Genomic DNA, 25,594 nt, shown 5'->3' with positions numbered 1-25,594 from the left:
TCAACAGTTTACAATTGCAATCTCAAGTAAAAACACAATTTGAAAACTATTTTTATGGTGGCGTTAACTCCAATTTAAAAACTTGTAATATCTTTCTGACCTTAAAATTCTAGAGCATATGATGAATGAACCAGTTTCCTCCATAATGGTCCGCGATGTCAAGACGGTGACGCCGGAAGATAGCTTACAAACAGTTAAAGAGATATTGATCAATCACCGGATCCACCACGTTCCGGTGGTACAGAATGACGGCTCCCTGGTAGGAATTGTAACCACGTACGACTTATTTAAATTGAATGTCGATCATAAAGATTATGCAACAACCAAGGTTGGAAATGTAATGACCAAAATCCTGGCAAAGCTGGAAGCTAATGATAAAGTCGGAACAGCTGCCGAAGTATTTATGGAGCATTTATTCCACGCGCTACCCGTAGTTGAAGGCAATAAGCTGATTGGCATCGTTACAAGTTTTGATATTTTAAGATACGAATATAACAAAGAATATCCCCAGAAATAGGCGCTCTGACTAACAAGCGTTATTTTTGGTTTATTCCTTGATCTCAACCGTTTTGGATTTTCAGTTTATGTCAGGCATGCAGGCAGCAGTTTTTATTTTTTTCGGATTATTGGTTATAGCTACCATCATCTATGCATTCTACATGGTGAATAAAAGTGCTAAAGCTGCCAAAGAATCTGTCAGGGAGCGCGACGAATTGAAATACTTATACGACCAGTTGAGAAAAGAAAAGCTGGATTTTGAAGACAAGATCAATCAGGCACAATCTCAGGAGCGGACTTATAAAGCCGCCTACGAGGATTGGAAATCCAAATACGTCTTACTAGAAGAAAAACATTTAAATCTCAAAAGAGAAGTGGACTCGGGTTCCATGAATTCAGAAACTACTGTACTTTTTCAAAATGAACTTCGCGAAAAAGAAATATTGATCAACGAACTGAAGCAGCAAATTGCTAAGCTCGAAAGCAAACCACAGACACAGAGTTCATCTGATTCTAAAATAGTTAGCGATCTGAAGGCCGTACTCGACCAGCACCTCTCCATCATCAGCCAGATCATTGGCGATGAAAAAATGGAACAATACACTCAAAAGTCCAGCCCTGCTGATCCTCTTCACCTCATTAAGGGCATCGACGACAAAATAAGCACCACACTTCAATCGCATGGAGTCCGCACTTTCGAACAAATTTCGAAAACACCAAAAAAAGATCTCCGCAAATGGATGATCGAATTTGATGATGTGGATGACAAACTCATTGAATCCTGGCCGTTCCAGGCAGAAGCCATCATGAATGTTTTGGCAGCGGATAAGGCTGAAGGCGTTTAGGCGTTTAGGCATGTAGGCATGTAGGCTTTTTGACTTTTAGGCTTTTTGGCTTTTCGACTTTTCGACTTTTCGATATTTCGATATTTCGACATTTCGTCCCGATAAAATAAAGCCAACTATTTCATTTCCTATGAATCATGTCATTTTATCGGGATTTCGACTTTTCGACCTTTCGACTTTTCGACTTTTTGACTTTTTGACTTTTTGACTTTTTGACTTTTCGATTAAATGATAAAAAAATATTCTGTAGCTAAACTCATTCTGATTTTTTTGGAAGTGCTTTGATCATTATGCCTGGAGCATTCATCTTTGAACTTTAAGCTACATTTACAAAAATAAAAATGCCCTTGTGGTCAGCAAGGGCTTCATCTACTATCATTCTCAGTTGGTCGAAATCAAAAAAGAATGTTAATAGGTAGGTCTATAAATTTTTGAAATTAACGTCTCAATTTGGAGAGGAGATTTTCGAGTTCCACTTCGGTGAATACCAGGACTTCGCGGGGTTTACTTCCCTCTCCGGCACCAACGATTCCGAGTTGTTCGAGCTGATCCATGATTCGTCCGGCGCGGTTGTATCCTAGTTTTAACCTGCGTTGGATCATGCTGGTACTACCGTGCTGAGCTTGTACTACCAGGCGTGCGGCTTCAAACAGCATGTCGTCGAGGTCGTTGATGTCTACTCCACTGGAATCGGAACCACTGTCGTCCCCTTTGAATTCAGGCAGCAGATATGGAGTGCCATAACTTTGTTGGGATGCGATGTGCCTCATCACGCGTTCCACTTCGACTGTATCCACATAAGCACATTGCAATCGGATGATATCGGAGCCCACATTGTAAAGCATATCACCGCGACCAATCAGTCGTTCAGCACCTCCGCAATCGAGGATGGTCCTGGAATCTATGTTGGATGATACCTTAAAGGCAATCCTTCCCGGGAAATTTGCTTTGATCAAACCGGTAATAATTTTTACGGAAGGTCTTTGCGTAGCAATGATCAAATGGATACCAACTGCTCTGGCCAATTGTGCCAGTCTTCCCAGTGGCATCTCCACTTCTTTACCTGCGGTCATGATCAGATCAGCAAATTCGTCGATCACGAGAACGATATATGGAAGATGCCTGTGTCCTTTTTCCGGATTGAGCTTGCGCTTGTTGAATTTGTCGTTGTACTCCAGAATGTTTCGCACTCTCGCACCTTTCAACAATTCATAACGCTGATCCATTTCAATACAAAGTGAATTGAGTGTATAGATCACTTTGGACGTATCTGTAATGATCGCCTCATCTGAATTCGGCAACTGCGCCAGAAAATGTTTGTAGATCTCCGCATAAATCGGCAGCTCCACTTTCTTGGGATCGATCAAAACCAATTTAACTTCGGAAGGATGTTTTCTGTATAAGAGTGACAGGAGGATGGCATTGATCCCTACGGATTTTCCCTGGCCCGTAGCACCGGCAATCAGCAAGTGCGGCATCTTGGTCAGATCCGAGACGATGACTTCGTTGGAAATATTTTTTCCGAGGGCAATGGGCAATTCTATTTTCGGATCGTTGAATTTTTCGGTTTTCAGTAATTCCTTTAACGGAACGGTCTGTCTGTTTTTGTTTGCAACTTCGATACCAATGGTACCTCTTCCGGGTATGGGTGCGATGATCCGTATACCTTGTGCCGATAAACTCAAGGCTATGTCGTCTTCGAGACTTTTTATCCGTGAAATGCGAACACCCGGTGCAGGGACAATTTCATAAAGGGTTACTGTGGGTCCGATCGTTGCTTTGATTTTTTGAATCTCGATTTTATAATGCATCAATGTAGCAATGATGAGATTCTTATTGGACTCCAGTTCATCGCGGTCAATTTCAAATTTTTGATCCGCATAGTCGTGAAGCAGATCAAGCGATGGTGGTTTGTACGTAGAAAGGCTGGCCTTGGGGTCAAATGGTTTGCCATCCCCAGCTTCCCAGCCGTCGTCGTCATCGGCAACGGCTGTTCCGGAAAACTGCGGTTCGTTGAGTTCCATCTCTTTAATAGCAGTATCGGTTTCGTTCGTAGAAGAAGTTATTTCGAGCTGACAGTTGCCAGCAGGTTTATCGGATTCAGGAGCCAGAGAGGCCAATACTTCGTCTGCTGCAGGATAATCACTCCAGTCAATGGTGACCGGGTCTTCCTGCGGGGTGGGTTGCGACGTAGTTTTTAAAAAAGATTCAGGGGAATGTTCAGATTCAGAAGCCGAAATGCTTTTGAAACTAAACCAATTGGCATTCCACAAGGCAGATGCAGAAATGGGCACCGCAGGATCGGTTTGCAAAGTCTGCATGGAAGGATTGTAATACCAGACCAACAGAGCCAACAAACCGAAAATCAGACAGAGACCTACCCCAATCGGGCCCATAAAACCCTCCATCCATTCGCAGTATCTCGAGCCAAAAGCACCTCCGAAAGGGAATTCGAAATTCTGGAAAATGTAATAAAAGATCATCGACAATAAAGACATGACAATCGCGGAATGCGTCACAAAGCGCAGGAAGGACAACCAACCCTGCCTATGCAGAAAACAAAAACCCAGATAAACAGAGACCGGAATGATCAGCAACGAAGAAAGTCCGAAGCCATAATAGAAAAACACATGCGAACTCAGAGCCCCCAGCTTACCCAGCCAATTGTCGATACCCACATTCGGTTTGAAAAGCAAGTGCCAGGAATAACTCAGAATTTTATCCTGATCAGTTTTCCAGGTAAAAAAATAAGATATGGAAGAGATGAGCAAAAACAGCCCCATCATAAAACATAGGACCGCTATGATTTTTGAGACTCTTTCGTCCATCAGCCGGGCATAAAAAGCTTGCCAGGCGGAAGGTTTGTTCCGTTTTGACCGCGCCATGATCAATAGTAGATTATATATTAATTATGACGCTAATGTAAAAGCAATTTTTATATTATTCAAAATTATTATTTATTTTAATCAGAATATCTATGATTTAAATATTATAAAAAATCATAATATGATATAATTGAATCATATATAAATATTTTAAATTTATAATATGCTTATATATCAATCTTATTCATATGTTAAATTTGTCTCCATGTCGCCTTTTGTTTTTTGAAGTCCTAACTTTGCAATTCAATAAAATTTTCAAATGGATTACGTAAAACACAAGGTCATTATAGCCGGTGCAGGTGGAATAGGTAAAGCCGCAGGGCTTATTTTGGCAGAACAACCCGATTTTGATTGTGAAATTTTTCTGGGAGATCTCTATCCGGAGGTGGCAGAAGAAGCTGCTGATTGGATAAGAAAGGGAGCTTCCAGTCTGATCCAGATTGAAAACTTCCAGATCGATCCTTCGACGACCTCAGATCATATGGATTATGTTCTGAAATCCGGAGATATCCTGCTGGATTGTCTGCCGGGTTCTGAGGCCCCCAGAATGGCCAGCCTGGCCAGGAAATACGATTTGCATTACGTCAACCTGACCGAATATGTATCGGAAACCGACCAAATCCTCGAAATCGCAAAAGATGCAACTACAGGCTTCATCCTGCAATCCGGTCTGGCTCCCGGCTATGTCGATGTTCTGGCCAATCACCTTTACAAAGAATTTATTCAGGAATACGGAGACCAGGATGTGGAAAGCATCTCGATGAAAGTGGGTGCACTTCCCAAAATGACCACAGGCCCACATTATTATGGTTTCACCTGGAGTCCCATCGGTGTGGCAACTGAATATGTAAAAGATGCGATCATCATACGCAATGGAATTAAAACGACCTGCCCTTCCCTATCGGATACAAGCAGTTTGATTATCGATGGAATCCGTTTCGAAGATGATTATACCAGCGGAGGTGCAGCCGATTTACCAGATCACTTTTTGGGAAAAGTCAAATCACTCGACTATAAAACCATACGTTATCCCGGTCATTTCTCCTGGGTCAGGTCCCAACTCACTCAAACCAATGACGATGGGACCAAAGAAAATCAATTGCTGAAAATGATGACCGATCAAATTCCATTTTCTGAAGACGATCTGATCGTCTTGTATGTATCTGTTAAAGGAAAAGATCGCTCAGGAACACTCCGCATTAAAGAACGCAGTCTTAAAATAGAACCCAGTTATGTGGGAAGTCACAAGCTGAAAGCCATTCAAACGGCTACAGCTGCCCCTATGCTCGAAGCGGCGAGAATGCTGCTCACGGGAAATTACAAAGGTCCGATCCTACAATCGCAGATCGACACCATATCATTTCTGCATGGTAGTTTCATTCAAAACATCTACCATCCTAAGAATTATCGGGAACTGGTTTAGGAGGTTCGGGAATGTTTTGACGTTTTGATGTTTCGACGTTTTGACTTTTCGACCTTTCGAAGTTTCGACGTTTCGACTTTTTGACTTTTTGTCTTTTTGACTTTTTGACTTTTTGTCTTTTTGACTTTTTGACTTTTTGATAAAAACCTAAATGAAAAGATCTGCGTAAATCTGCGTAATCCCCGCCTGACCGAATTAGTTTTCCATTATTTTAAAACAATAGATCAGTCGGGCAGGTGCGGGAAATAAATGGAGGAGGTTTTTCGACATTTCGATATTTCGAAATTTCGATATTTCGATATTTCGACACTTCGGGATTTTGACTTTTTGACTCTTTGAAGTTTTGACGTCTTAATTTTAAACTAAATGAAAAGATCTGCGTAAATCTGCGTAATCCCCGCCTGACCGAATTAGTTTTCCATTATTTTAAAACAATAGATCAGTCGGGCAGGTGCGGGAAATAAATGGGAGAGATTTTTCAACTCACAATCTGCCGGATGCGGATAAAGAAAAATGAGAACCAGACACTGAAAACAAGGCATTTCTATTCAACTGTGATTAATTTTGTACCGATCTTATACCGATTGATACGTTTTCAATAAAACCTACGGATTTGTGAAATTTCCATTTAAACTGCTGCTCCTCATTTGTTTTTACTTCAACTCAAACGCACAGGTTCAGGAAATCAGCCTGGATTCCTGCCTGATCTGGTTTCGTCAGTTTTATCCCATCGCGCAGCAAATCCGTTTGCAAAACAAATCTGAACAAATTCAATTATCAACAGCACATAAATCCTGGTGGCCTCAATTGAGTTTTACCGGCCAGACAACTTACCAATCTGACGTCACCGCCATTGAAATCCCCATTCCCAATATTCCCTTACCCGCTCCACTTGACAAAGATCAGTACAAGTTCTATGGCGAGATCAATCAACTCCTCTTTGATGGATTCAGTATACGAAGACAGAAAAATGCACTGCAGCTGACTTCACAGATAGAAACCACCAAAAGTGAAATTGAATTTTATAAAGCCGAAACCAAACTGCTTTCTTTGTTTTTTACTGCACTTGTTTTAAAAGAACAGCAAAAGATCCAAATCTCTATACTCAGCGATCTCGATGCACAAATTACGCGGCTCCAATCAGGTGTAGAAGAAGGCATTACTTTGGAAAGTTCACTTCAAGCCTTGCTTGCCGAGCAATTGATCAATCAGCAGAAAAGCGATGAACTTGAGAGCAAACTCCAGTACATCCAAAAAGCCTTAGCAGCTTTCACCGGAGTTGCATTTGCAGAAGAAGCCCGGTTTATCCAACCCATGTTGCCACAACCACGCAAATTAATTCTGCGAAAAGAGATTCGCCTCAGTGAGTTGTATACACAACAAGCGGAAGCCCAATGGAAACTCAAACAAAGCCAGGGCATCCCCAAAATATTGCTATTCGGTCAGGCGGGTTATTCCAATCCTGCTTTGAATTTTCTCAAAAACGGATTTGAAAGTTATTACATAGCTGGCCTGCGTTTCACCTGGAATATTTCTCCGGCCTATTCTTTTTCCAATGACAAAGAACAGATGCGAATTGGTAAAAATATGGCAGCCCTTCAAAAAGAACTTTTTTTAATTCACAACCAACAAGCTATTGACGAACAAACCTTAGAAATCAGCAGACTTGAAAAAATCATCGACACCGATCAAAAAATTCTGGAATACAGAACGCAAATAAAAGCTGCTTCCCTTGCACAACTCAACGAAGGCAGCATCACCTCTGCAGATTACATCCGCGAATTAAATGCAGAAGAAAGAGCGAAATCCAATGCAGCTTTGCATCGCATTCAACTTCTTCAGGCCCATTATATTTTGAACTACTTATATGGAAATTAAAACAATCTCTTCTCTGCACTTAATAAAGCTGCTGATTCAGGGGCTCTGTGCAGCCGGAAGTTTAGGCTTCATCACTTCCTGTAATTCCAACCATCGCGATTTCGATGCAACGGGCATTCTCGAAGCCGATGAAATCGTCGTTTCCGCTGAAGTCCAGGGGAAACTTTTAGAATACCACATCCGCGAAGGAATGCAAATATCAGCTGATTCGGTAGTTGGGAAAATCGACCCCGTCCAGTACGCGCTCCAAAGCGAACAGGTGCAGCAATCCATTGAAGCCCTGGAGCGAAAAACCCTGCCCGTCCAACCCCAACTGGATGTTCTCGCCGCTCAGGAACTCACGCAGAATGAACAACTGAAAACTGCGCAAATTCAACTGGAAAGTGCAGTCAAAGAAAAAAATCGCATTGCCAAATTGTTGCAATCCAAAGCTGCAACACAAAAACAAATGGATGACGTCACCGCACAACACGATATGTTGCGCCAACAAGTAGAAGTCCTAAAAAGTCAGATTCAAATGACGCGGCAACAAATGAATTCATACAAAAAAACTCTGCAACGTCAGAATGAAGGAATTCTGAGCGAGAAAAATGTTTTTGAACAAAGGAAAGCAGCCAGCGATGATTTATTACAAAAAGCGCAAATCAGAAATCCCATTGAAGGCGTCGTGCTCAACAATTACGTGCATGCAGGAGAATGGGTTCATCCGGGAAAGGCCCTCTACCAAATTGCAGATCTTCAAACCGTTTATCTGAGGGCTTACATCGACGGCAGTCAATTGTTACAGGTACAATTGAATCAGGACGTGGAAGTGACGATCAGTTACGGAGACAGCGAAAGGAAATATCCCGGAAAGCTGATCTGGATTTCGGATAAAGCTGAATTCACACCCAAAACCATACAAACTGTCGATGAGCGCGCGAACCTGGTCTATGCCATAAAAATCAGCATCCAAAACGATGGCTATCTGAAATTGGGCATGTACGCCGAAGTCAAATTCAAATCCTAAATGCACAGTATTTCCATACAAGGCATTTCCAAATCGTATCTGCAAAAAAAACAGAAGATTCCGGCATTGCACGAAATCAACTTAGAAGTAGAGAAAGGCGAATTGTTTGGATTGATAGGACCGGATGGTGCAGGCAAAACAAGTCTCATACGCATTCTGGTCACTTTAATTCTTGCCGATCAAGGCCGTGCAAAAGTTGAAGGTTACGATGTTGCCACAGATCTGGATAAAATCAGAAACATTTCGGGATACATGCCCGGTAAATTTTCGTTATACCAGGATCTTACTGTTGCTGAAAATTTAAAATTTTTTGCATCCGTTTTCAATGCCGATGTAAGCAGCAACTATGCACTCATCCGGGATGTTTATAAATATTTAGAACCCTTCCAGAACAGAATGGCCGGTCAACTCTCGGGTGGGATGAAACAAAAACTGGCTTTGAGTTGCGCCTTGATCCACCGTCCCAAAGTTTTATTTCTTGATGAACCGACCACGGGTGTGGATGCCGTTTCGCGTAAAGAATTCTGGGATATGCTCAAATCCCTACAGCAGCACGGCATTACCATTTTTGTGTCCACTCCTTACATGGATGAAGCCAATTTATGCGACCGGGTCGCTTTGATTCAACACGGAAATATTCTGCAAATTGACACACCGCAAACCATTGTCGATGCATATCCAATGGATCTGTATGAAGTAAAATCCGACCACATGGCTCACTTACTCAGAGATCTGAAAGATCATTCCGGAATTTTGAGTTGTTTTGCTTTTGGAAACGCCTACCACGTGGTATTCCGCGAAAATGAAAAGAAGGAAGATATCATCAAGTCTCTCCATGCAAATGGGCATCCCGCTATTCAAATAAAACGGATTCGTCCAAATATTGAGGACTGTTTTATGTATTACATGCAAACGGCCACATGAATACGACGATCATTCAGACGAAAGAACTTACCAAGAACTTTGGAAACTTCACTGCAGTCGATGGTATAAGCTTTGAAGTGTACAGGGGCGAAATCTTTGGATTTTTAGGTGCGAATGGCGCAGGAAAAACGACAGCCATAAAAATGCTTACCGGTTTGATCAGGCCTAGTTACGGTCAGGCCACTGTTCTGGAATACGACGTATATCACCAAAGCGAATTCATTAAAAGATCGATTGGTTACATGAGCCAAAGATTTTCGCTTTACGAAGACCTCACCATATTGGAAAATATGAAATTTTATGGAAGCATCTACGGACTTCATAAAAAAGAAATTGAATCCCGATCGCATGAAATACTCAATTACCTGGATCTTACCAGACATAAAAATCAACTCGTCAAATCACTTCCGCTCGGCTGGAAACAAAAACTTGCATTTTCGGTTTCGATTTTTCACCAGCCCCGTTTGGTTTTTCTCGACGAACCTACAGGAGGTGTGGATCCCATCACGCGGAGAGAATTCTGGGAACTGATTCTCGAATATGCTGCACAAGGCAATACCGTTTTTGTGACGACCCATTATTTGGATGAAGCAGAATATTGTTCGAGAGTTTCCATCATGGTGGATGGCAGAATCGTGGCTTTGGGAAGTCCGGATATGCTTAAGAATACGTATCATGAAGAACACATGGAGCGCGTTTTTTTAAAACTGGTAGAAGCTAAATGACCTCGCTGTGAAAAACATTTCTATACGGTCATTCCGCGCATTTGTTACCAAAGAATGGAAGCATATTTTCAGAGATAAAAAAACGCTGCTGATCCTTTTTGGAATGCCCATCGCGCAAATGTTGATCTTTGGATTTGCACTTTCCAATGAAGTTAAAAATTCGAAAATCGCTATACTGGATGCTTCACGCGATGCGACCACACAGGCTTTAATACACAGGATTGATGCCAGCAAATATTTTGACATCGCGACCTATCTCGATCGCAAAGACCAGGTCGAAGAAATTTTTAAAAAAGGAGAAGTCCGGATGGTCGTTGTATTTGAAAATGGTTTTGAACATAAACTTAAAAGCCAGAACGAAGGCCATATTCAATTGATAGCAGATGCTTCTGACCCCAACGTGGGCTCTACACTGGTAGCTTACCTCAATGCCATACTTCAGGATTACCAAAATGAAATACTCCACCCTTCTAAAATTCCGTATTCGTTTAAAACAGAAGTGCGAATGATATTCAATCCGCAATTGGCTGCCGCTTTCAATTTTGTTCCGGGTGTGATGGCGATGATCTTGTTGTTGATTTGTTCTTTGATGACCTCGGTTGCCATTGTTCGCGAAAAAGAAATGGGAAATATGGAAGTGTTGCTGGTCTCCCCCGTAAGGCCGGTACTGGTTATCGTTTCAAAGACCATTCCCTATCTCTTCCTATCCTTTGTAAATATCTGCAGCATTTTACTGCTGAGCTATTTTGTACTGGATGTTCCGGTGAAAGGAAATTTGTTTTTGCTGCTAACGATCAGTCTGTTGTTTATCATTGCCGCACTTTCATTGGGGATGTTTGTTTCCTCTCTTGCTCAAACACAAACCACCGCGATGTTCGCTACGCTGGTAGGTTTGTTTTTGCCAACGCTGATGTTCAGTGGGTTTATGTTTCCCATCGACAACATGCCTTTGCCCTTGCAACTTGTTTCCAATCTGATTCCATCCAAGTGGTTTTTCTACATGGTTAAATCAGTAATGATCAAAGGACTTGGCATCGCTGATATCTGGAAAGAAGCCCTCATCCTGTTAGGCATGACTCTTTTTATGGTCACCGTGAGTATCCGCAAATTCGATAAACGACTTAAATTATAGCATGCGAATCATCTGGAGCATTATACAAAAGGAATTCGCACAATTTTTCCGCGACAAAGCTAACATTCGTATGCTTTTAGTCATGCCTGTGGTGCAGTTGATATTACTGCCCATGGCTGCTGATTACGAAGTAGAAAATATTAAAATTTGTATCATCGATCAGGATCATTCGGAATATTCCAGAAGACTGATTCAAAAAATTGAAGTGAACCACCATTTCATTCTTGTTAACCAAACAGCAGATTATCGGGAAGCCCTTAAAATGATGGAAAGCGACCAGGCGGATATCGCACTGACCCTTCCTCATTTTTTTGAAAGGGATGTTGTGCTCAACAACGAACCTTCAATTTCTGCCAGTGTCAATGCTGTGAACGGTCAGCGAGCCAGTATAGGCGGACAGTATCTCCTGCGGATATTAAATGACTTCAACAGAGAGATCCGTTTGGAGTGGATCCAATTCCCAAGATACAACCCAATGCCTTTACTCCGAATCGAACATTCTTATTGGTTTAATCCAACGATGAACTACCAACAGTTTATGGTGCCCGGCATCCTGGTCATATTACTTACGATGGTAGGGTTTACGCTTTCCGCTTTAAATCTTGTTAAAGAAAAGGAACTCGGCACCATTGAACAGATCAACGTATCCCCCATTCGAAAATATCATTTTTTGTTAGGAAAATTAATTCCATTTTGGATTTTGAGTTTCGTTGTACTCAGCTTAGGTCTTCTCGTTGCTTTTATAGTTTATAACATCGTGCCTTCAGGATCCTATTTGTTAATTTATTTATTTGCTTCCGTATACTTATTGGCTGTATTGGGCCTCGGACTTTTAATCTCCATTTACACAGAAACACAACAACAAACCATGTTGCTATCTTTCTTTCTCATGATGGTATTTATCCTGCTCAGCGGTTTATACACTCCGGTAGAGAGCATGCCTGAGTGGGCACAAATGACTACCTGGTTTAATCCTGTTGCTTATTTCGTAAAGGTCATGCGGATGATCATCATGAAAGGCAGCGGTTTTACAGATATCCTACCTCATCTGCTGTCGGTTTTGACGATGGCATTGATCCTGATCAGTTGGGCGATTGCGGCGTATCGGAAGAAGGCCTAGAAAGGGTTCTTCGATATTTCGACTTTTTGACTTTTTGTCTTTTTGACTTTTTGATAAAAACCTAAATGAAAGATCTGCGGAAATCTGCGTAATCAGCGGGAAATAAATTGGGGAGGTTTTTCGACATTTCGAAATTTCGATATTTCGACACTTCGGGATTTTGACTTTTTGACTTTTTAATGATAATTTAAATATAAAGATCTGCGGAAATCTGCGTAATCCCCGCCTGACCGAATAAGTTTTCCATTATTTTAAAACAATAGATCAGTCGGGCAGGTGCGGGAAATAAATTGGGGAGGTTTTTCGACATTTCGAAATTTCGATATTTCGACACTTCGGGATTTTGACGTTTTGACGTTTTGACGTTTTGAAGTTTTGAAGTTTTGAAGTTTTGAAGTTTTGATTTTAAACTAAATGAAAAGATCTGCGGAAATCTGCGTAATCCCCGCCTGACCGAATAATATTTCCATTATTTTAAACAATAGATCAGTCGGGCAGGTGCAGGAAATAAATTGGGGAGGTTTTTCGACATTTCGAAATTTCGATATTTCGACACTTCGGGATTTTGACTTTTTGACTTTTTAACTATTCGTCCCGTTAAAATGAAGAGAATTATTTCTTTACTAAAATATTATCCAATTTTATCGGGATTCAGGCTGAATTCATGAGAACAAAACCTAAAGGCGGAAGGAGAAAATATTCTAGAGTATAGAATATTGCGAATTGAGATTAAGTATGGATTATTAAATTCTTTGCTATTTAAACTCTTCGCTTTGAGCTTTTCTCTATTTACCATACTTTATCAACTATACTCTATTCTCTATACTCCTTCCGACGTAAAGGGAATGTATTTCTATTTCAGCAACTTCGCGTCGGGACTCTTTGCTCCTCCAATCTTTAAGTCTCGTCCATTAATTTTCTATATTAATTGCCATCAAGAACACTCAGGGTAAACCCTGATTTTTTAAACATTTAACTAAAAAAACTTGACAACAAATATGGATTTGATTATCTTTAGAATTCGTATGGCAGTTTTTTTTTAAAATAGAAAAGAACTGGATTGCAGACCTGATAGAAAATTTAAAAAACATGTGGGATGTTTTTTTTACACATCATCTTCGTAATGACTTCCGGAATTTTAATAAGAACAACATGAAAACAACAATTTTTATTTTAGCTATTATAATTTTTAATAACGCAGAATCAAATTCACAGAAATACGATTTTAAATGGCTAATGGGATACAGTTTTGCTGATAATCCTTATGATACCGGATGGGGCTGTGCCATCATGGATTTTGATACGCCAGATGGCAATCCAATATTTTATGAAGAAAAATATAAACGAATTGATTTTTTAGCAAGCGGCGCCAACATTTGCGATATAAATGGAAATTACTTATTCGCATGCAATGGAGGTTATGTAGAAGGTCCAAATGACAGTTTAATGTTAAATGGAGATGATTTGGGCAATGATATTAAATATCCTGAGTTAGGGGTCGTTGGTTCGCAGAATACATTAATACTTCCAGACCTTGAAAATAGCAATTCGTATATTCTTTTCAATAAGATATTTTATTATTTTGAAAATTATGGATTAAGCATTAAGAGTTTAGAACATTCCATTGTTGATATGAAAAGAAATAAAAATAATGGCGAGTTAATATCACGAAGAAACCTGACATTAAGTGACACTTTAGATAGTGCTTCATTAATTGCGACTAAACATGCAAACGGTAAAGATTGGTGGATAATAATTTCAGAAGATACAAAAGTTGGGTATTATATATTTTTTTTAAGTGGCCGAGTAGTTAAACTTCATAACTACTTCAACTTTAAGATTAAAAAATCTCGTGGAGAATCCGGCCAAACATTCTTTTCCCAATGCGGAAATTATATAGCTACTGCAGCAGGAGACGGGTTATTAAATAGATACAATTTATTTTTTATGAAATTCAATAGGTGTAGCGGTGAAATAGAGTATTTTCAGAAAAAATTTGTTCCTTTTCAAAAAATTACCTGGGATGCTGGCTGTTCCTTTTCACCAGATAGCAAATATTTATATTATGCCACTTTGGACACTTTATATCAATTTCCAATTTTAGGAGATAGTCTTGGAAACATTAGAGTGTCTGGAATTTACGATGGCTTTATTGAACTAACCTCTGGTGGCTTCACAACTTCTACACAATTTGGTCCAATGCAAACTGCACCAGATGGAAAAATATATTTTCAAACAACTTATCCTACCCGATCACTACATGTTATTCACAATCCAGATCGCGATCACTTCAATTGCAACTTCAGACAACACGACATATATTCACCTACTTTGCGAATTTGCCTCCCTAATTTCCCAAATTACCGCTTAGGGCCCATTGATGGCAGTATCTGCGATACTCTGGGGATCGACAACATACCCTGGTGTCACTGGCGCTACAATCAGGATAGTACTGATTTCTTAAACTTTTATTTTACCGATCTGAGTGCCTATGAAGTGGAAGAATGGTACTGGGATTTTGGTGATCCTGCCAGTCCAGACAACAAAAGCAGGGAAGTTAATCCCATCCATCGCTTTTCAGCAACTGGCGTTTACGATGTATGCCTCATTGTAAAAAACAAAAATGGCGCGGATACACTTTGTCGTACGGTTCGCATCGGGGTGGTTGGCAACAAAGATGAGACCAGACAAATCATAGATATCCAGAGCTGGCCCAATCCCTTCAGCGAATTTATGGTGATCAATATTCTTGATTACAATCCACAAGATATGTACATCGAAATCTCAGACCTGAATGGTAAATCAATTTACCACAGCAAAGCCAGACAGGGCAGCCACTGGATAACAACAGAAAACTGGCCATCAGGAGTTTATTTCGTGAGGATTTTTGAAAGGGGCGAATTGATTCATACTGAAAAGATGATTAGGAAGAGTGGGGGTTGATGTCCAGATAAAATAAACGTCATTATTTCTCTTCTGAAGGATGATATCATTTTATAGGGATTTCGTCCCGTTAAAATGAAGAGAATTATTTCTTTTCTAAAATATTATACCATTTTATCGGAATTTCGAAGTTTCGTCTTGGACTCTTGATGTCTGGATAAATATCTATTCAATGACTTTGCACTATACTTTTTAAGGAAATCGCCACCTTCTCCACGCCATCCCGATACATTCGAATCGGGAGAGAAGGGATGGGGATGAGGCAAACGCGCCAGCCAAGGTAAATATAACAATCAATTACAAGACCTTAATTCCTGATGAATTTTCCAGATCCGATAAGCTCTGATTGGTCATCAAGTAAAAGCAGATAATAAAATCCCGGATTCAATTTTTCCAGCTTAACCGGTTTACTGAGTTCAGATATTTTTGTCTCATTGACCTTCTGTGACCATTCGTTATAAATATGCAAGTAATAAAATGATGAACCTCTCTGTTGCCCTTTCAGCTGAATTTGAACTGCATCGCTACCCGGGTTCGGTGTAAAATACATTTTCAGATCTGAAGATCCCAATTGATCTTTGGTAGCTACTGCCACCGGCAAACCCACCGTATGAAATTCTAAATTGGTCTGTACTCCGGAATTAAAATCAAAATAGATGACTGCATCGTTATACACCTTGCTCCCTTTCAATAATTTTTGAATGGGCTTGATCCTGTATTGCACAAAACCATGCGAAGCCGCTTCGTGGATATTCGAATCCGGTAGTTGAATGTTGCTGAACGTAAAAATCAGCTTTCCTTCCGGCGTAATCAAATGCTGATAAGCATGAGACGAGGCCCCCGGCATAAAACTGGAAATATCCAGTTGATCCTTACGGATCAGATTCTCGATGCGCACAGTGAATGCGGTGTCGGTTCCCGTATTCTGAAATCTGATCAAATATTCAAGTTCCTGTTCTTTTTCAATGTATTTCCTGTCTGTAAGTCCAAGTGGAAATCCAGTGATATCATTCGGATCAAAGCTTCCCCTGTTTTGGATGCATATATTTGAAAGGAATGGATCCCCTTCATCTAAATTAGTAATCCGTTGTGGCGGCAAACCCGGATCGGGGTTGGTTAGACAAGAGATGATTTCTGTCTTCGATTGCAATTTCACCGGATAGCTGTCATCTTGCTCCGCAACAAATAATAATCTTTCATGCCCCGTTATGGTGGTTGTAAATTCCTGTCCGGCATCGAGTTGAAAATCACCGGAATCAACAAGTTTCAATACAGAACTCACTTCCGATTGATCGTAGACATACCATTTTTTGGATGCTGTCATGGCAGCCGTACCTTGATTACGGATGACCAGTTTCACTGAATCTCCCAAACACAGAGCGTTGGTTGTAATTTTAGCGTAAGTGGCTGCCGTACAGAAACTATCCGGATAGATATGAGCCTGGATGCAATGGATGTTCCCCAGCGGGACATCACATGTTAGCTTTACACGAATGGAAAAACTACCATTCGTTAGTTTCTGTAAATTTCCCAGATCAAATCTGAATAAATTTCCGGTTTGAGAAGTGGGTGGCAAGCCGCTGCTCACAAATTCCAGATCCGGATCCAGTTCAACTTCCAGATAACTATCCGGTGCATCCGCTGTTCCGTAATTTGCATAATGCAATTGAATGTCCGACTCAAAACAGGGACGGAGTCTGCTGACCTGAACGTCGACTTCGAGATAGGGACAGCGTTTGTTGAGCTGCCCTCCCAAATTTAAAATCGAATTAAAATTATACGTTGCCGTTTGTACTGTTTGGGTGCATGATTTCCAATAATTTGAAGGGCTGGTTAATTCAAAATTATAAGTTCCCGAAATGACCGGAACATAAAAGTTTCCGGACTGATCAGAACCGGTGACGAATACATCGTTGCCATTGCTCACCCGGATCCTGGCATTGGGCAATACGGGTTCTCCCCCATCCAACAAACAGTTGTTATTCAGATCCTGATATGCAAATCCTTGAACAACTTTTGTGCTGCTCGTTGCGACCTTCGTTCTGTAAAGTCCGTTTGCAGCCACATACAATCTTTGATCCGGAGAAACATACGCGCCTGCAATATTGGACAAGAGGTCTCCAAAAGCGGTAAGCGATTTGCGATCAGCACTGCTTTTGTAAATTCTTTCGGACAGCAAATCAGGTATAAATACATTTCCCACATTGTTGGATGCAATCCTGTTGACCGGAGACCAACCTATTCCACGTGGATCAGCCAGGCTGCTCCTGGACCAACTGGCTCCGTTGTCATCGCTGATAAACAGAACGGATTCGTTGGTAAAATTTGCCAACACATATGCCGTTTGAAATGCATTACCATCGATTCCAAATCCCTGCTGGGCTGCCGATTGAAAATTCAGCACCGGACTCCATTGATCGCCAAAATCTGTGGACCGAAATATTGAATTCTCTGAAAGTGCGAGCATATCGCCGTTTGGAAAATCATACATTTGAAGTATGCCTTGGGGCTGCAATGATGTCCACTGCAAACCTTTGTCGGAAGATCGAAAGAGTTGCGCGATATCGAATACAAATAAATCACCACTGCTTTGGTTGAGCAAAAGATTGAAATACCTCCCTTGCTTAAAAATAGCATGATTCATTTTGACCGGAAGGCTGCCTGGTTGATCAAAATGATAAAGATCAACTCCATCCATAAAGTAAATTTCATCACCGGAAGTTTCTACATTTCTTCCACTTGAAAATCTGAATTCGTGTTGGGAAGCCGCAATGAGTGTCCACTTCTGTCCGAAATCGGAAGAATAGAATAGTCCGTCGCTGGTCAAGGCCAAAATTTTTGTAGTAGAAATAAAATCCAATTCGTGAACGATGGCTTCGGGCATACCATAGGCAGAGAATACCCACAGTGAACCGTTATCACCGCTGTTGTATAAACTTCCCGAATAACGCACACCAAATACCTGTCCGTCGGATGTGGCAGAAAATGAATGTGCAATATTGATGTTACCAGCCAATGCAGACAATGGTTTCCATATCACACCCAAATCGTCTGAATAATAAGCTTCATGTTGCTCGGCAGCAAACAACCTGCCGGAATTAGAAAATGCCATATCAACCCGCATCGCTGTCGATTTTCTAACTCCTGTTTTCAATAATAGCGTCGCGCTGGTATCAAATCTCCAGATAAAATCAACTCCTGAAATGAATAAATTTGAATTTTGCATTTCTGCAAAACAATATCCGTCTGAACCAAAATCATCGCTATAAAATTCAATCCAGTTTACGCCTTTATCTTTGGATAAAAATATTTTCGCACTGCTGATGGCATACATCCATCCGGTAATTGTTGAAGCATAAAACTGAGACACACTCCCTCCCAAATTTCGCTGATTCCAGTTCAGTCCGTTATCAGAACTTGTATAGATCCCTGAATCCGAATAAATAAAAATGGTAGCATCAGCCAGTGCATTGACCACAGTGGCCTGAACTCCGGCCGGCAAAGGGATTTTTGCCCAGGACAGGCCCTGGTTAGTGGATTTATAGAGATCGCTGAAAACCAAAAAATATAGATTTCCATCTCTGCCTACTTCTATTTTATAAAACGATGCATTGGTAGGAAGATCAAAAGACCTCCAGGACTGCCCTCCGTCCAGTGATCTGTAGAGGATGCCCGAGTTTTCAGGAAATTGATAAAGCACACCATTATTTCCTTCGTGTACTTTTGAACCCCCTCCATAAGGGCCATTCAATTTTTCATACGCCTGTGACGGCAGTAAATAGGAAATGAGTGCAAATGCACTGAGTAAAAGGTATCTCATAAATATTTGATTTAGCGTGACCAGTCAAAGTTAATTCATGTGTGATGAAATGTGAAAAAAAATCTCAATAATTTAGGGCTGTACAAATTTTTAATGAAAAAACAGTGCATTCGTCCCCGGTTTTCATGATTTCTCAATTTTCAAATATTCACCCTATATCAGCCGGGATTTCGACTTCCCGATAAAATTGTACGTGACTGTCTCCCTTGTGAAGATCATTTCAATTTTATCGGGACGACCTTTCGACTTTTCGACTTTTCGACCTTTCGACCTTTCGGCTTTTCGACCCTTCGACTTTTCGTTCCGATAAAAAAAGGCTAACTATTTCTTTTCTGAAGTATTATACCTTTTTATCGGGATATCGACTTTTTTTAGAAAAATTTATTTATTAATCAAGTGTTTTCCTTGCCTGATTTTTGCTACGAAGACTCAAAGAAAAGGAGGAACACTCAGTATTTTGCTTACAAATTTCCAGCACGGATCCATCAAAAAACTTAAATGAAAAAGGCCACTTTTAATTCATTTTTACCCTCCTCAGGGTTTACCCTGACAAGACTTCTATTTAACTCAGGGTTTACCCTGATTTTTAGTATAAAAAGAGGACTTCGCTTGGCCACACCAGAGATTCCGGTTACTTTTAGAATTATTTTCAAAACTCAAGGGAAATGCAAACCTGCAAGATTTTATTAGCATTGCTTTTCATGGCAAGCTGGTGTCCCGTAAATTCCCAAAACATCATACTGGGCGGCACTTCCAATAATTCCGTAAAAATTTATACCAGCGAAAACTGGCAACCTTTCAATCGCAAAGACAGCTGCAAAGCTGTTTCTGCGTTTAACGGCGATGGTCTGGTGGGCCCGTATTACGAGGCCAGCCGGTTTTTGTACCAGGCTACACTGGGCGCCTCAGAGGAAGAGATCCGGCAATTGGCTTTTGTGGATTTCGGTCAATGGATCGACCAACAGCAAAAAATTAAATACCGGAGTTTACTCGATGACACCCGGGACATCATGAAAGAAGTGATCGACTGGCACTACCTCACCGGTGGAGACTCTGCGGATGCGCCGTCCTATGCCAATTGGTTGCAGTTTCAATACGCCTGGTGGAATCAGCACATGCTGCAAAAAGACCGGCTGCGGCAACGCGTGGCACTGGCTCTCAGCGAGATTTTTGTGATTTCGATCGAATCCGATTTGCAGGGTTTTGGCGAAGGATTGGCCTCGTATTACGACATCCTCAAAAAACACGCTTTTGGAAATTACCGGGAGTTGCTAACAGATGTTAGTTTGCACCCGACCATGGGGTTTTTTCTCAGTCATTTGAACAATCCTAAAACGGATACAGCACAAGGAGTACGGCCCGATGAGAATTATGCAAGAGAGATCATGCAGCTTTTCAGCATCGGACTTCTAAAATTAAATCCGGATGGCAGCCCGGTTTTAGATTCTGCCGGCCAGACCATCCCAACGTATTCACAAAAAGAGATTCAGGAACTCGCTAAAGTTTTTACAGGTTTAGGAATTGCGAAAGTTGTACCCAACATGTATCTGGATACAGCCATCTTCGGGATGGGCATCTACCTTGCAGACATGACGGTACCCATGCGTATGTATCCGAGAATGCACGAACCCGGAGAAAAAATTCTTCTTGATGGTGCTGTTGTCCCTGCCGGACAAGATGGGATGCAGGACATCAGATCTGCCATAGACATTTTGTTTAATCATCCCAACGTCGGACCTTTCTTAGGGAAGCAACTCATTCAGCGTTTGATCAAATCGAATCCCTCACCGGACTACGTTGCCAGAGTCACACAAGTATTTAATGACGACGGGCAAGGCGTACGCGGCAATTTAGCAGCGGTCATTAAAGCCATCTTGCTGGATCCTGAAGCCCGCGATTGCGATGAAATGATGTCTTTGACGAATGGACAATTAAGAGAACCTTTATTGAGGTACACACATTTCACCAAAGCGCTGGATATCGAGCAGTATTACGGTCGTTTCTGGAATACCGCTTATTACTACTGGCAGGGAACGGGACATATCCCACTCGCTTCGCCAACCGTATTTAATTTTTTCTCTCCTTTTTATTCGCCCAAAGGAGATTTGGATCAGTTGAAACTGGCAGGACCTGAATTTCAGATCCACAATTCCCGTACCAGTATAGGATATATCAATCAGGTCAACAACTGGGCTATCCACGATTATGTCATGAACAGTTGGGAAACGGATGACCCGTATGCCACTATCAATACGAGAGAACTCGAAGACCTTGCACAGGACCCGGAAGTTTTATTAAATCGACTGGATATCCTGCTCACGCATGGACAGTTGAGCGACCGCACACGCCAGATCATTAAAACAGCATTAGAGCCTTTTAAATTCGGCAACTACAGAGAAGAACGCGTCCGCATGGCCCTGTATCTTATCATGATTTCACCCGATTATGCCATTTTTAAATAAGATCCCTTTATGAAAAAATTTACAAGAAGAAATTTTATCGGACAGGCCAGTTGCGCAGCACTGGGATCTACCAGCATCGTTAATGCACTGTTGCATTTAAAAGGGATCAATGCATTGGCTGCTTCCAACAGTGCGCTCGATCCGGAATACAAAGCTTTAGTATGTCTGATGCTTTCCGGAGGCAATGATGCATTTAATATGCTGGTCCCGATGAGCACGAAAGAATATGGAGACTATCAGAAAACCCGTGCGAACCTCGCTATCCCCAAAAATGAATTGTTGCCGATCCAGGTCGGCAATACTCCGGGGAGAACTTTCGGATTAAATCCTGTCATGACCGAATGCCAGCGATTGCATAACGACGGAAAACTAACATTCGTTAGTAATGTGGGTACTTTGCTGGAACCCACTACGCAAAGTGCATTCTACAATGGAACGGTAAAATTACCCTTGGGCCTCTTGTCGCACTCCGACCAGTCGCAGCAATGGCAATCTTCGCTTGCCGACAAGCGCGCCACAGTGGGATGGGGAGGACGTATGGCGGATCTGATCCGCGATCTGAATCCGTCGAATAAGATCTCCATGAACATTTCACTGGCCGGAACCAACCTTTTTCAGACTGGAAATGAAACCATTGAATTTTCGATCGACCCGAGGCAGGGAAGCGTTGGTATTGAAGGATACGGTTCCATGAACATGTATGATTATTTCAACATCATTCGTGGAAATGCCCTGGATTCAATCATCGACCATGCCTATAAAGATCCCTTCCAGAAAACTTACATGGATGTCATCCGCAGTTCCAGAGACGGACACCGTCTTTATTCCAGCGCGATAGATAAAAGTCCGGTTTTGCAAACGCAATTTACCGACAACTACATCAGTCAGTCGTTTCAGATGATTGCCCGTACGATCGCAGTTCACGAAGAACTGGGATTCAAGCGCCAGATCTTTTTTGTCGATTTCCCGGGGTGGGACCACCACGACGAAGTTATCCAGAATCAAAGGGAAATGCTTGGGATTGTGGATGCTGCTTTATCTGAATTCAATCAGGCTTTGGAAGAATTGCAATTGAGCAATCAGGTGACTACGTTTACCATGTCCGAATTTGGAAGGTCACTTACTTCCAACGGAAACGGAACCGATCACGCCTGGGGAGGCAACGTGATGGTGATGGGTGGCTCGGTCATTGGCAAAAAGATGCACGGACAATATCCTTTGCTGGCTTCGAATGCTCCATTGAATGTGTACGATGGTGTCATCATTCCTACCACATCCGTCGACCAATATTTTGCTGAAATGGCTTTATGGATGGGTGTCGCACCCAGCGATCTCAGTTTCATGTTGCCGAATGTGGGAAATTTCTACGATCCGCTTTCCGGAAAAAACCCGATTGGATTTCTTAAAAACTAATTTTATGAAAATGAAATTATACACCATTGCTCTATTGATATTCGCTGCATCGCAACTCGATGCACAATGTTTTCCGGATCGCCACAGCACCAATTGGTTTGATTCCTGGGTCAGTTGCTACGCGAAAGCGAATCCCAACCCTGCACATCCAGAAAGTCACTGGATCCTGTTTGACTTGAATAAATTATACAGAATCGACCGGATGAAAATCTGGAACCTGAATGATCCGGACCGATTGAGTTGGGGCATGCAGGAAATTGCGATAGACTATTCAGAAGACAGCCTGCTTTGGAATCATGCCGGACAATTTGTACTCGACCAGGCCAGCGGCAACAACCGCTACGAAGGGATGCCCTGGACAGATCTTACCATTCCAAAGGCAAGATTTGTATTGATCACCGCCATTTCAAACTTTGGTGGAAATTGTGCAGGTCTTTCGGAAGTTTTCTTCTCCGCAGAAAAAGTTCAGTCGCCGGTTGATGTCGATGAAGAAGAACTGGCAAGTGAATATTCTGTCGATATTCAACCCAATCCCTTCACAGATTTGACAAGTCTTTCGTTTCAGGGAAAACCGGGCACCCGTATATTTTATCAAATAACCGATCTTTTTGGCAAGTCGATCGAATCGGGATATGCGAATCTGGATAATGGTTATGCCTTTACAAAATTATCTACGCGCAAATGGTTGCCAGGAAGCTATGTGTTGATCTCTAATGATGGAAACCAGATTTTGAGAAAGGTGCTGGTGAGGATGTAGGAAGACGTTTAGGCTTTTAGGCTTTTAGGCGTTTAGGCTTTTAGCATTTAGACTTTTAGGCTGTTAGGCTGTTAGGCGTTTAGGCTTTTAGGCATTTAGACCTTTGGCCTTCAGCCTTTGGCCTTTAGCCGTTTAGACTTTTAGACTTTTAGACTTTTAGGCGTTTAGGCATTTAGGCGTTTAGGCGTTTAGACTTTTAGGCTGTTAGACTTTTAGGCATTTAGGCATTTAGACTTTTAGGCATTTAGACCTTTGGCCTTAAGCCTTTGGCCTTTAGCCGTTTAGACTTTTAGACTTTTAGACTTTTAGACTTTTAGGCATTTAGGCGTTTAGGCGTTTAGGCGTTTAGACTTTTAGTCCCGATAAAATATAGAGAATTATTTCTTTACTAAAATAATATTATCCAATTTTATCGGCATTTAGGCATTTAGGCATTTAGACCTTTGGCCTTAAGCCTATAGCCTTTGGCCTTAAGCCTTAGCCTTAAGCCTGATATCTTTACACACCATAGGAAATTAAAAAATTCAACTAACCATCGTTAGTTAATTAAAATGATTATGATGTATGATCTTTTCTCTTGCCTTTGGCCTTAAGCCTTTAGCCTTTGACCTTAAGCCTTAAGTTAAGCCTTCAGCCTAAACTCCTTAAACCAACACCGCTTCTTCCAGCATCACCGGGTGGATCCATCCATGCGTGTCGGTGATTCTTCCGGAACGGATGCCATTGATTTCAGATTTGATGGTTTTTGATAAACTCCAATTGGCCGGATCTAATTTAAGATCTCTGCCCTTGTAACCAATTCTATCGACATGAGCCACAACTGCGGCAGTTCCTGCTCCAAATGCTTCTAGTAAATTGCCTTCATCAAAAGCTTTGGCAATTTCTTCCATGGTTACCGGTCTTTCTTCCACGACATATCCCTTTTCCTGTAATAAAGTAATGATGGATTCCCGGGTAATGCCTTTCAAAATGGTACCACTGAGATTGGGTGTCAGAATTCTATCTTTCAGCACAAAGAAAATATTCATCGTACCTACTTCCTGTACATACTTGAACTCGTGGGCATCCATCCAGATCACCTGATCGTAACCCTTTTCTTTAGCCAGTTTGGTTGGGTACAGGGAAGCCCCGTAATTACCAGCTGCTTTGGCCTCTCCTACTCCGCCATCGACCGCTCTTACATATTTTTCTTCAACCAGTAGCGAAACCGGTTTGGCATAATAAGGACCTGATGGCAGGTTCATGATCATCAGTTTAAAGGTATCTGAAGACCTCACCCCTACAAATTCGTCGGTGGCCATCATCACAGGTCTTATATATAAAGCACTTTCTTCATTTCTTGGGATCCAATTTCGATCAATCCACACCAGTTTACTTAGCGCATCGACAAATAAATCTGCAGGAAATTCGGGCATACACATCCTCGCTGCAGAAAGATTGAGACGATCGGCATGGTCCTCGGGACGGAATAACAAAGGGGTACCGTCGGCTGAAATCGATGCTTTCATTCCCTCAAATATCGCCTGTCCGTAATGCCAGGCCATGGTTGCAGGATGTAATGGAATTTTTTCCAAAGGCTTAATCGCAAAATTTTTCCATTGCTGTCCGTCAAAATCAGCTATAAACATATGATCGGCAAACACTTTACCAAATGGTATATTGTCGAAGTCTACTGTTGAAATTCTGGAATTCTTTGTCCGTTCGATGCTGATTTTGTAGTCCATAGTTACCGTTTTGTACAAAGTTAATAAAATGTCCTC

The 25,594-nt window shown here is 41.5% G+C and carries 16 protein-coding genes; 13 read left to right on the top strand and 3 right to left on the bottom strand.

Annotated features, from left to right (window positions below; genetic code table 11):
• The first annotated feature begins 118 nt into the window (after positions 1-118).
• Positions 119-517 (top strand): CBS domain-containing protein, encoded by a 399-nt coding sequence (locus IPM34_06425; protein MBK8955177.1) that lies wholly within the window; start codon positions 119-121, stop codon positions 515-517.
• A gap of 67 nt (positions 518-584) precedes the next feature.
• Entirely contained in the window at positions 585-1,343 is a 759-nt protein-coding gene (locus tag IPM34_06420; protein ID MBK8955176.1) for a hypothetical protein, read from the top strand.
• 437 nt (positions 1,344-1,780) lie between these two features.
• Here the strand turns inward: IPM34_06420 and IPM34_06415 are convergent, their stop codons facing one another.
• Positions 1,781-4,228, bottom strand: a complete 2,448-nt coding sequence (locus tag IPM34_06415; protein MBK8955175.1) for a DNA translocase FtsK — start codon at positions 4,226-4,228, stop codon at positions 1,781-1,783.
• A 259-nt stretch (positions 4,229-4,487) separates the two neighbouring features.
• Here IPM34_06415 and IPM34_06410 point away from each other — a divergent pair, with 259 nt between their 5' ends.
• From IPM34_06410 to IPM34_06375, 8 genes are all read left to right on the top strand, one after another.
• Positions 4,488-5,651, top strand: coding sequence for a saccharopine dehydrogenase NADP-binding domain-containing protein (locus tag IPM34_06410; GenBank protein ID MBK8955174.1), 1,164 nt, complete (start codon positions 4,488-4,490; stop codon positions 5,649-5,651).
• 615 nt (positions 5,652-6,266) lie between these two features.
• Positions 6,267-7,529 carry a TolC family protein gene (locus IPM34_06405; GenBank protein MBK8955173.1) on the top strand — a complete coding sequence of 421 codons (1,263 nt, stop codon included), beginning with the start codon at positions 6,267-6,269 and terminating at the stop codon, positions 7,527-7,529.
• Positions 7,519-8,538: an efflux RND transporter periplasmic adaptor subunit gene (locus IPM34_06400; GenBank protein ID MBK8955172.1), complete on the top strand. Its 1,020-nt coding sequence runs from the start codon at positions 7,519-7,521 to the stop codon at positions 8,536-8,538. Before IPM34_06405 ends, IPM34_06400 begins: the two co-directional genes overlap by 11 nt.
• Positions 8,539-9,462: an ABC transporter ATP-binding protein gene (locus IPM34_06395; protein MBK8955171.1), complete on the top strand. Its 924-nt coding sequence runs from the start codon at positions 8,539-8,541 to the stop codon at positions 9,460-9,462. It abuts the gene before it with no gap.
• Entirely contained in the window at positions 9,459-10,187 is a 729-nt protein-coding gene (locus IPM34_06390) for an ABC transporter ATP-binding protein (protein ID MBK8955170.1), read from the top strand. Before IPM34_06395 ends, IPM34_06390 begins: the two co-directional genes overlap by 4 nt.
• A gap of 22 nt (positions 10,188-10,209) precedes the next feature.
• Positions 10,210-11,319, top strand: coding sequence for an ABC transporter permease (locus IPM34_06385; protein MBK8955169.1), 1,110 nt, complete (start codon positions 10,210-10,212; stop codon positions 11,317-11,319).
• A gap of 1 nt (position 11,320) precedes the next feature.
• A complete protein-coding gene (locus tag IPM34_06380; GenBank protein MBK8955168.1) occupies positions 11,321-12,439 on the top strand; it encodes an ABC transporter permease in 1,119 nt (372 codons plus the stop codon).
• A 1,152-nt stretch (positions 12,440-13,591) separates the two neighbouring features.
• A complete protein-coding gene (locus tag IPM34_06375) occupies positions 13,592-15,382 on the top strand; it encodes a T9SS type A sorting domain-containing protein (protein MBK8955167.1) in 1,791 nt (596 codons plus the stop codon).
• Between the two features lie 307 nt (positions 15,383-15,689).
• On the opposite strand, the gene IPM34_06370 is transcribed toward IPM34_06375, so the two are convergent.
• Positions 15,690-19,202: a hypothetical protein gene (locus tag IPM34_06370; protein MBK8955166.1), complete on the bottom strand. Its 3,513-nt coding sequence runs from the start codon at positions 19,200-19,202 to the stop codon at positions 15,690-15,692.
• A gap of 665 nt (positions 19,203-19,867) precedes the next feature.
• Between IPM34_06370 and IPM34_06365 the strand changes: the two genes are divergently transcribed.
• From IPM34_06365 to IPM34_06355, 3 genes are read left to right on the top strand one after another with little or no spacing between them, the layout of a single operon-like run.
• Positions 19,868-21,664 carry a DUF1800 domain-containing protein gene (locus tag IPM34_06365; GenBank protein MBK8955165.1) on the top strand — a complete coding sequence of 599 codons (1,797 nt, stop codon included), beginning with the start codon at positions 19,868-19,870 and terminating at the stop codon, positions 21,662-21,664.
• 9 nt (positions 21,665-21,673) lie between these two features.
• On the top strand, positions 21,674-23,077 hold the full coding sequence (locus tag IPM34_06360) for a DUF1501 domain-containing protein (protein ID MBK8955164.1): 1,404 nt from the start codon (positions 21,674-21,676) through the stop codon (positions 23,075-23,077).
• Positions 23,078-23,081: 4 nt separating this feature from the next.
• On the top strand, positions 23,082-23,834 hold the full coding sequence (locus IPM34_06355; GenBank protein ID MBK8955163.1) for a hypothetical protein: 753 nt from the start codon (positions 23,082-23,084) through the stop codon (positions 23,832-23,834).
• A gap of 644 nt (positions 23,835-24,478) precedes the next feature.
• Here IPM34_06355 and IPM34_06350 read toward each other — a convergent pair.
• Complete coding sequence (locus IPM34_06350) at positions 24,479-25,558, bottom strand: branched-chain amino acid aminotransferase (GenBank protein MBK8955162.1); 1,080 nt, start codon at positions 25,556-25,558, stop codon at positions 24,479-24,481.
• Between the last annotated feature and the right edge of the window lie 36 nt (positions 25,559-25,594).

The sequence above is a fragment of the Saprospiraceae bacterium genome (assembly GCA_016716185.1).
In the GTDB taxonomy this organism is placed as follows: Bacteria; Bacteroidota; Bacteroidia; order Chitinophagales; family Saprospiraceae; genus Vicinibacter.
Note: the sequence above shows the minus strand (reverse complement) of the source record. Positions and strands in the feature narration are given on the sequence as shown.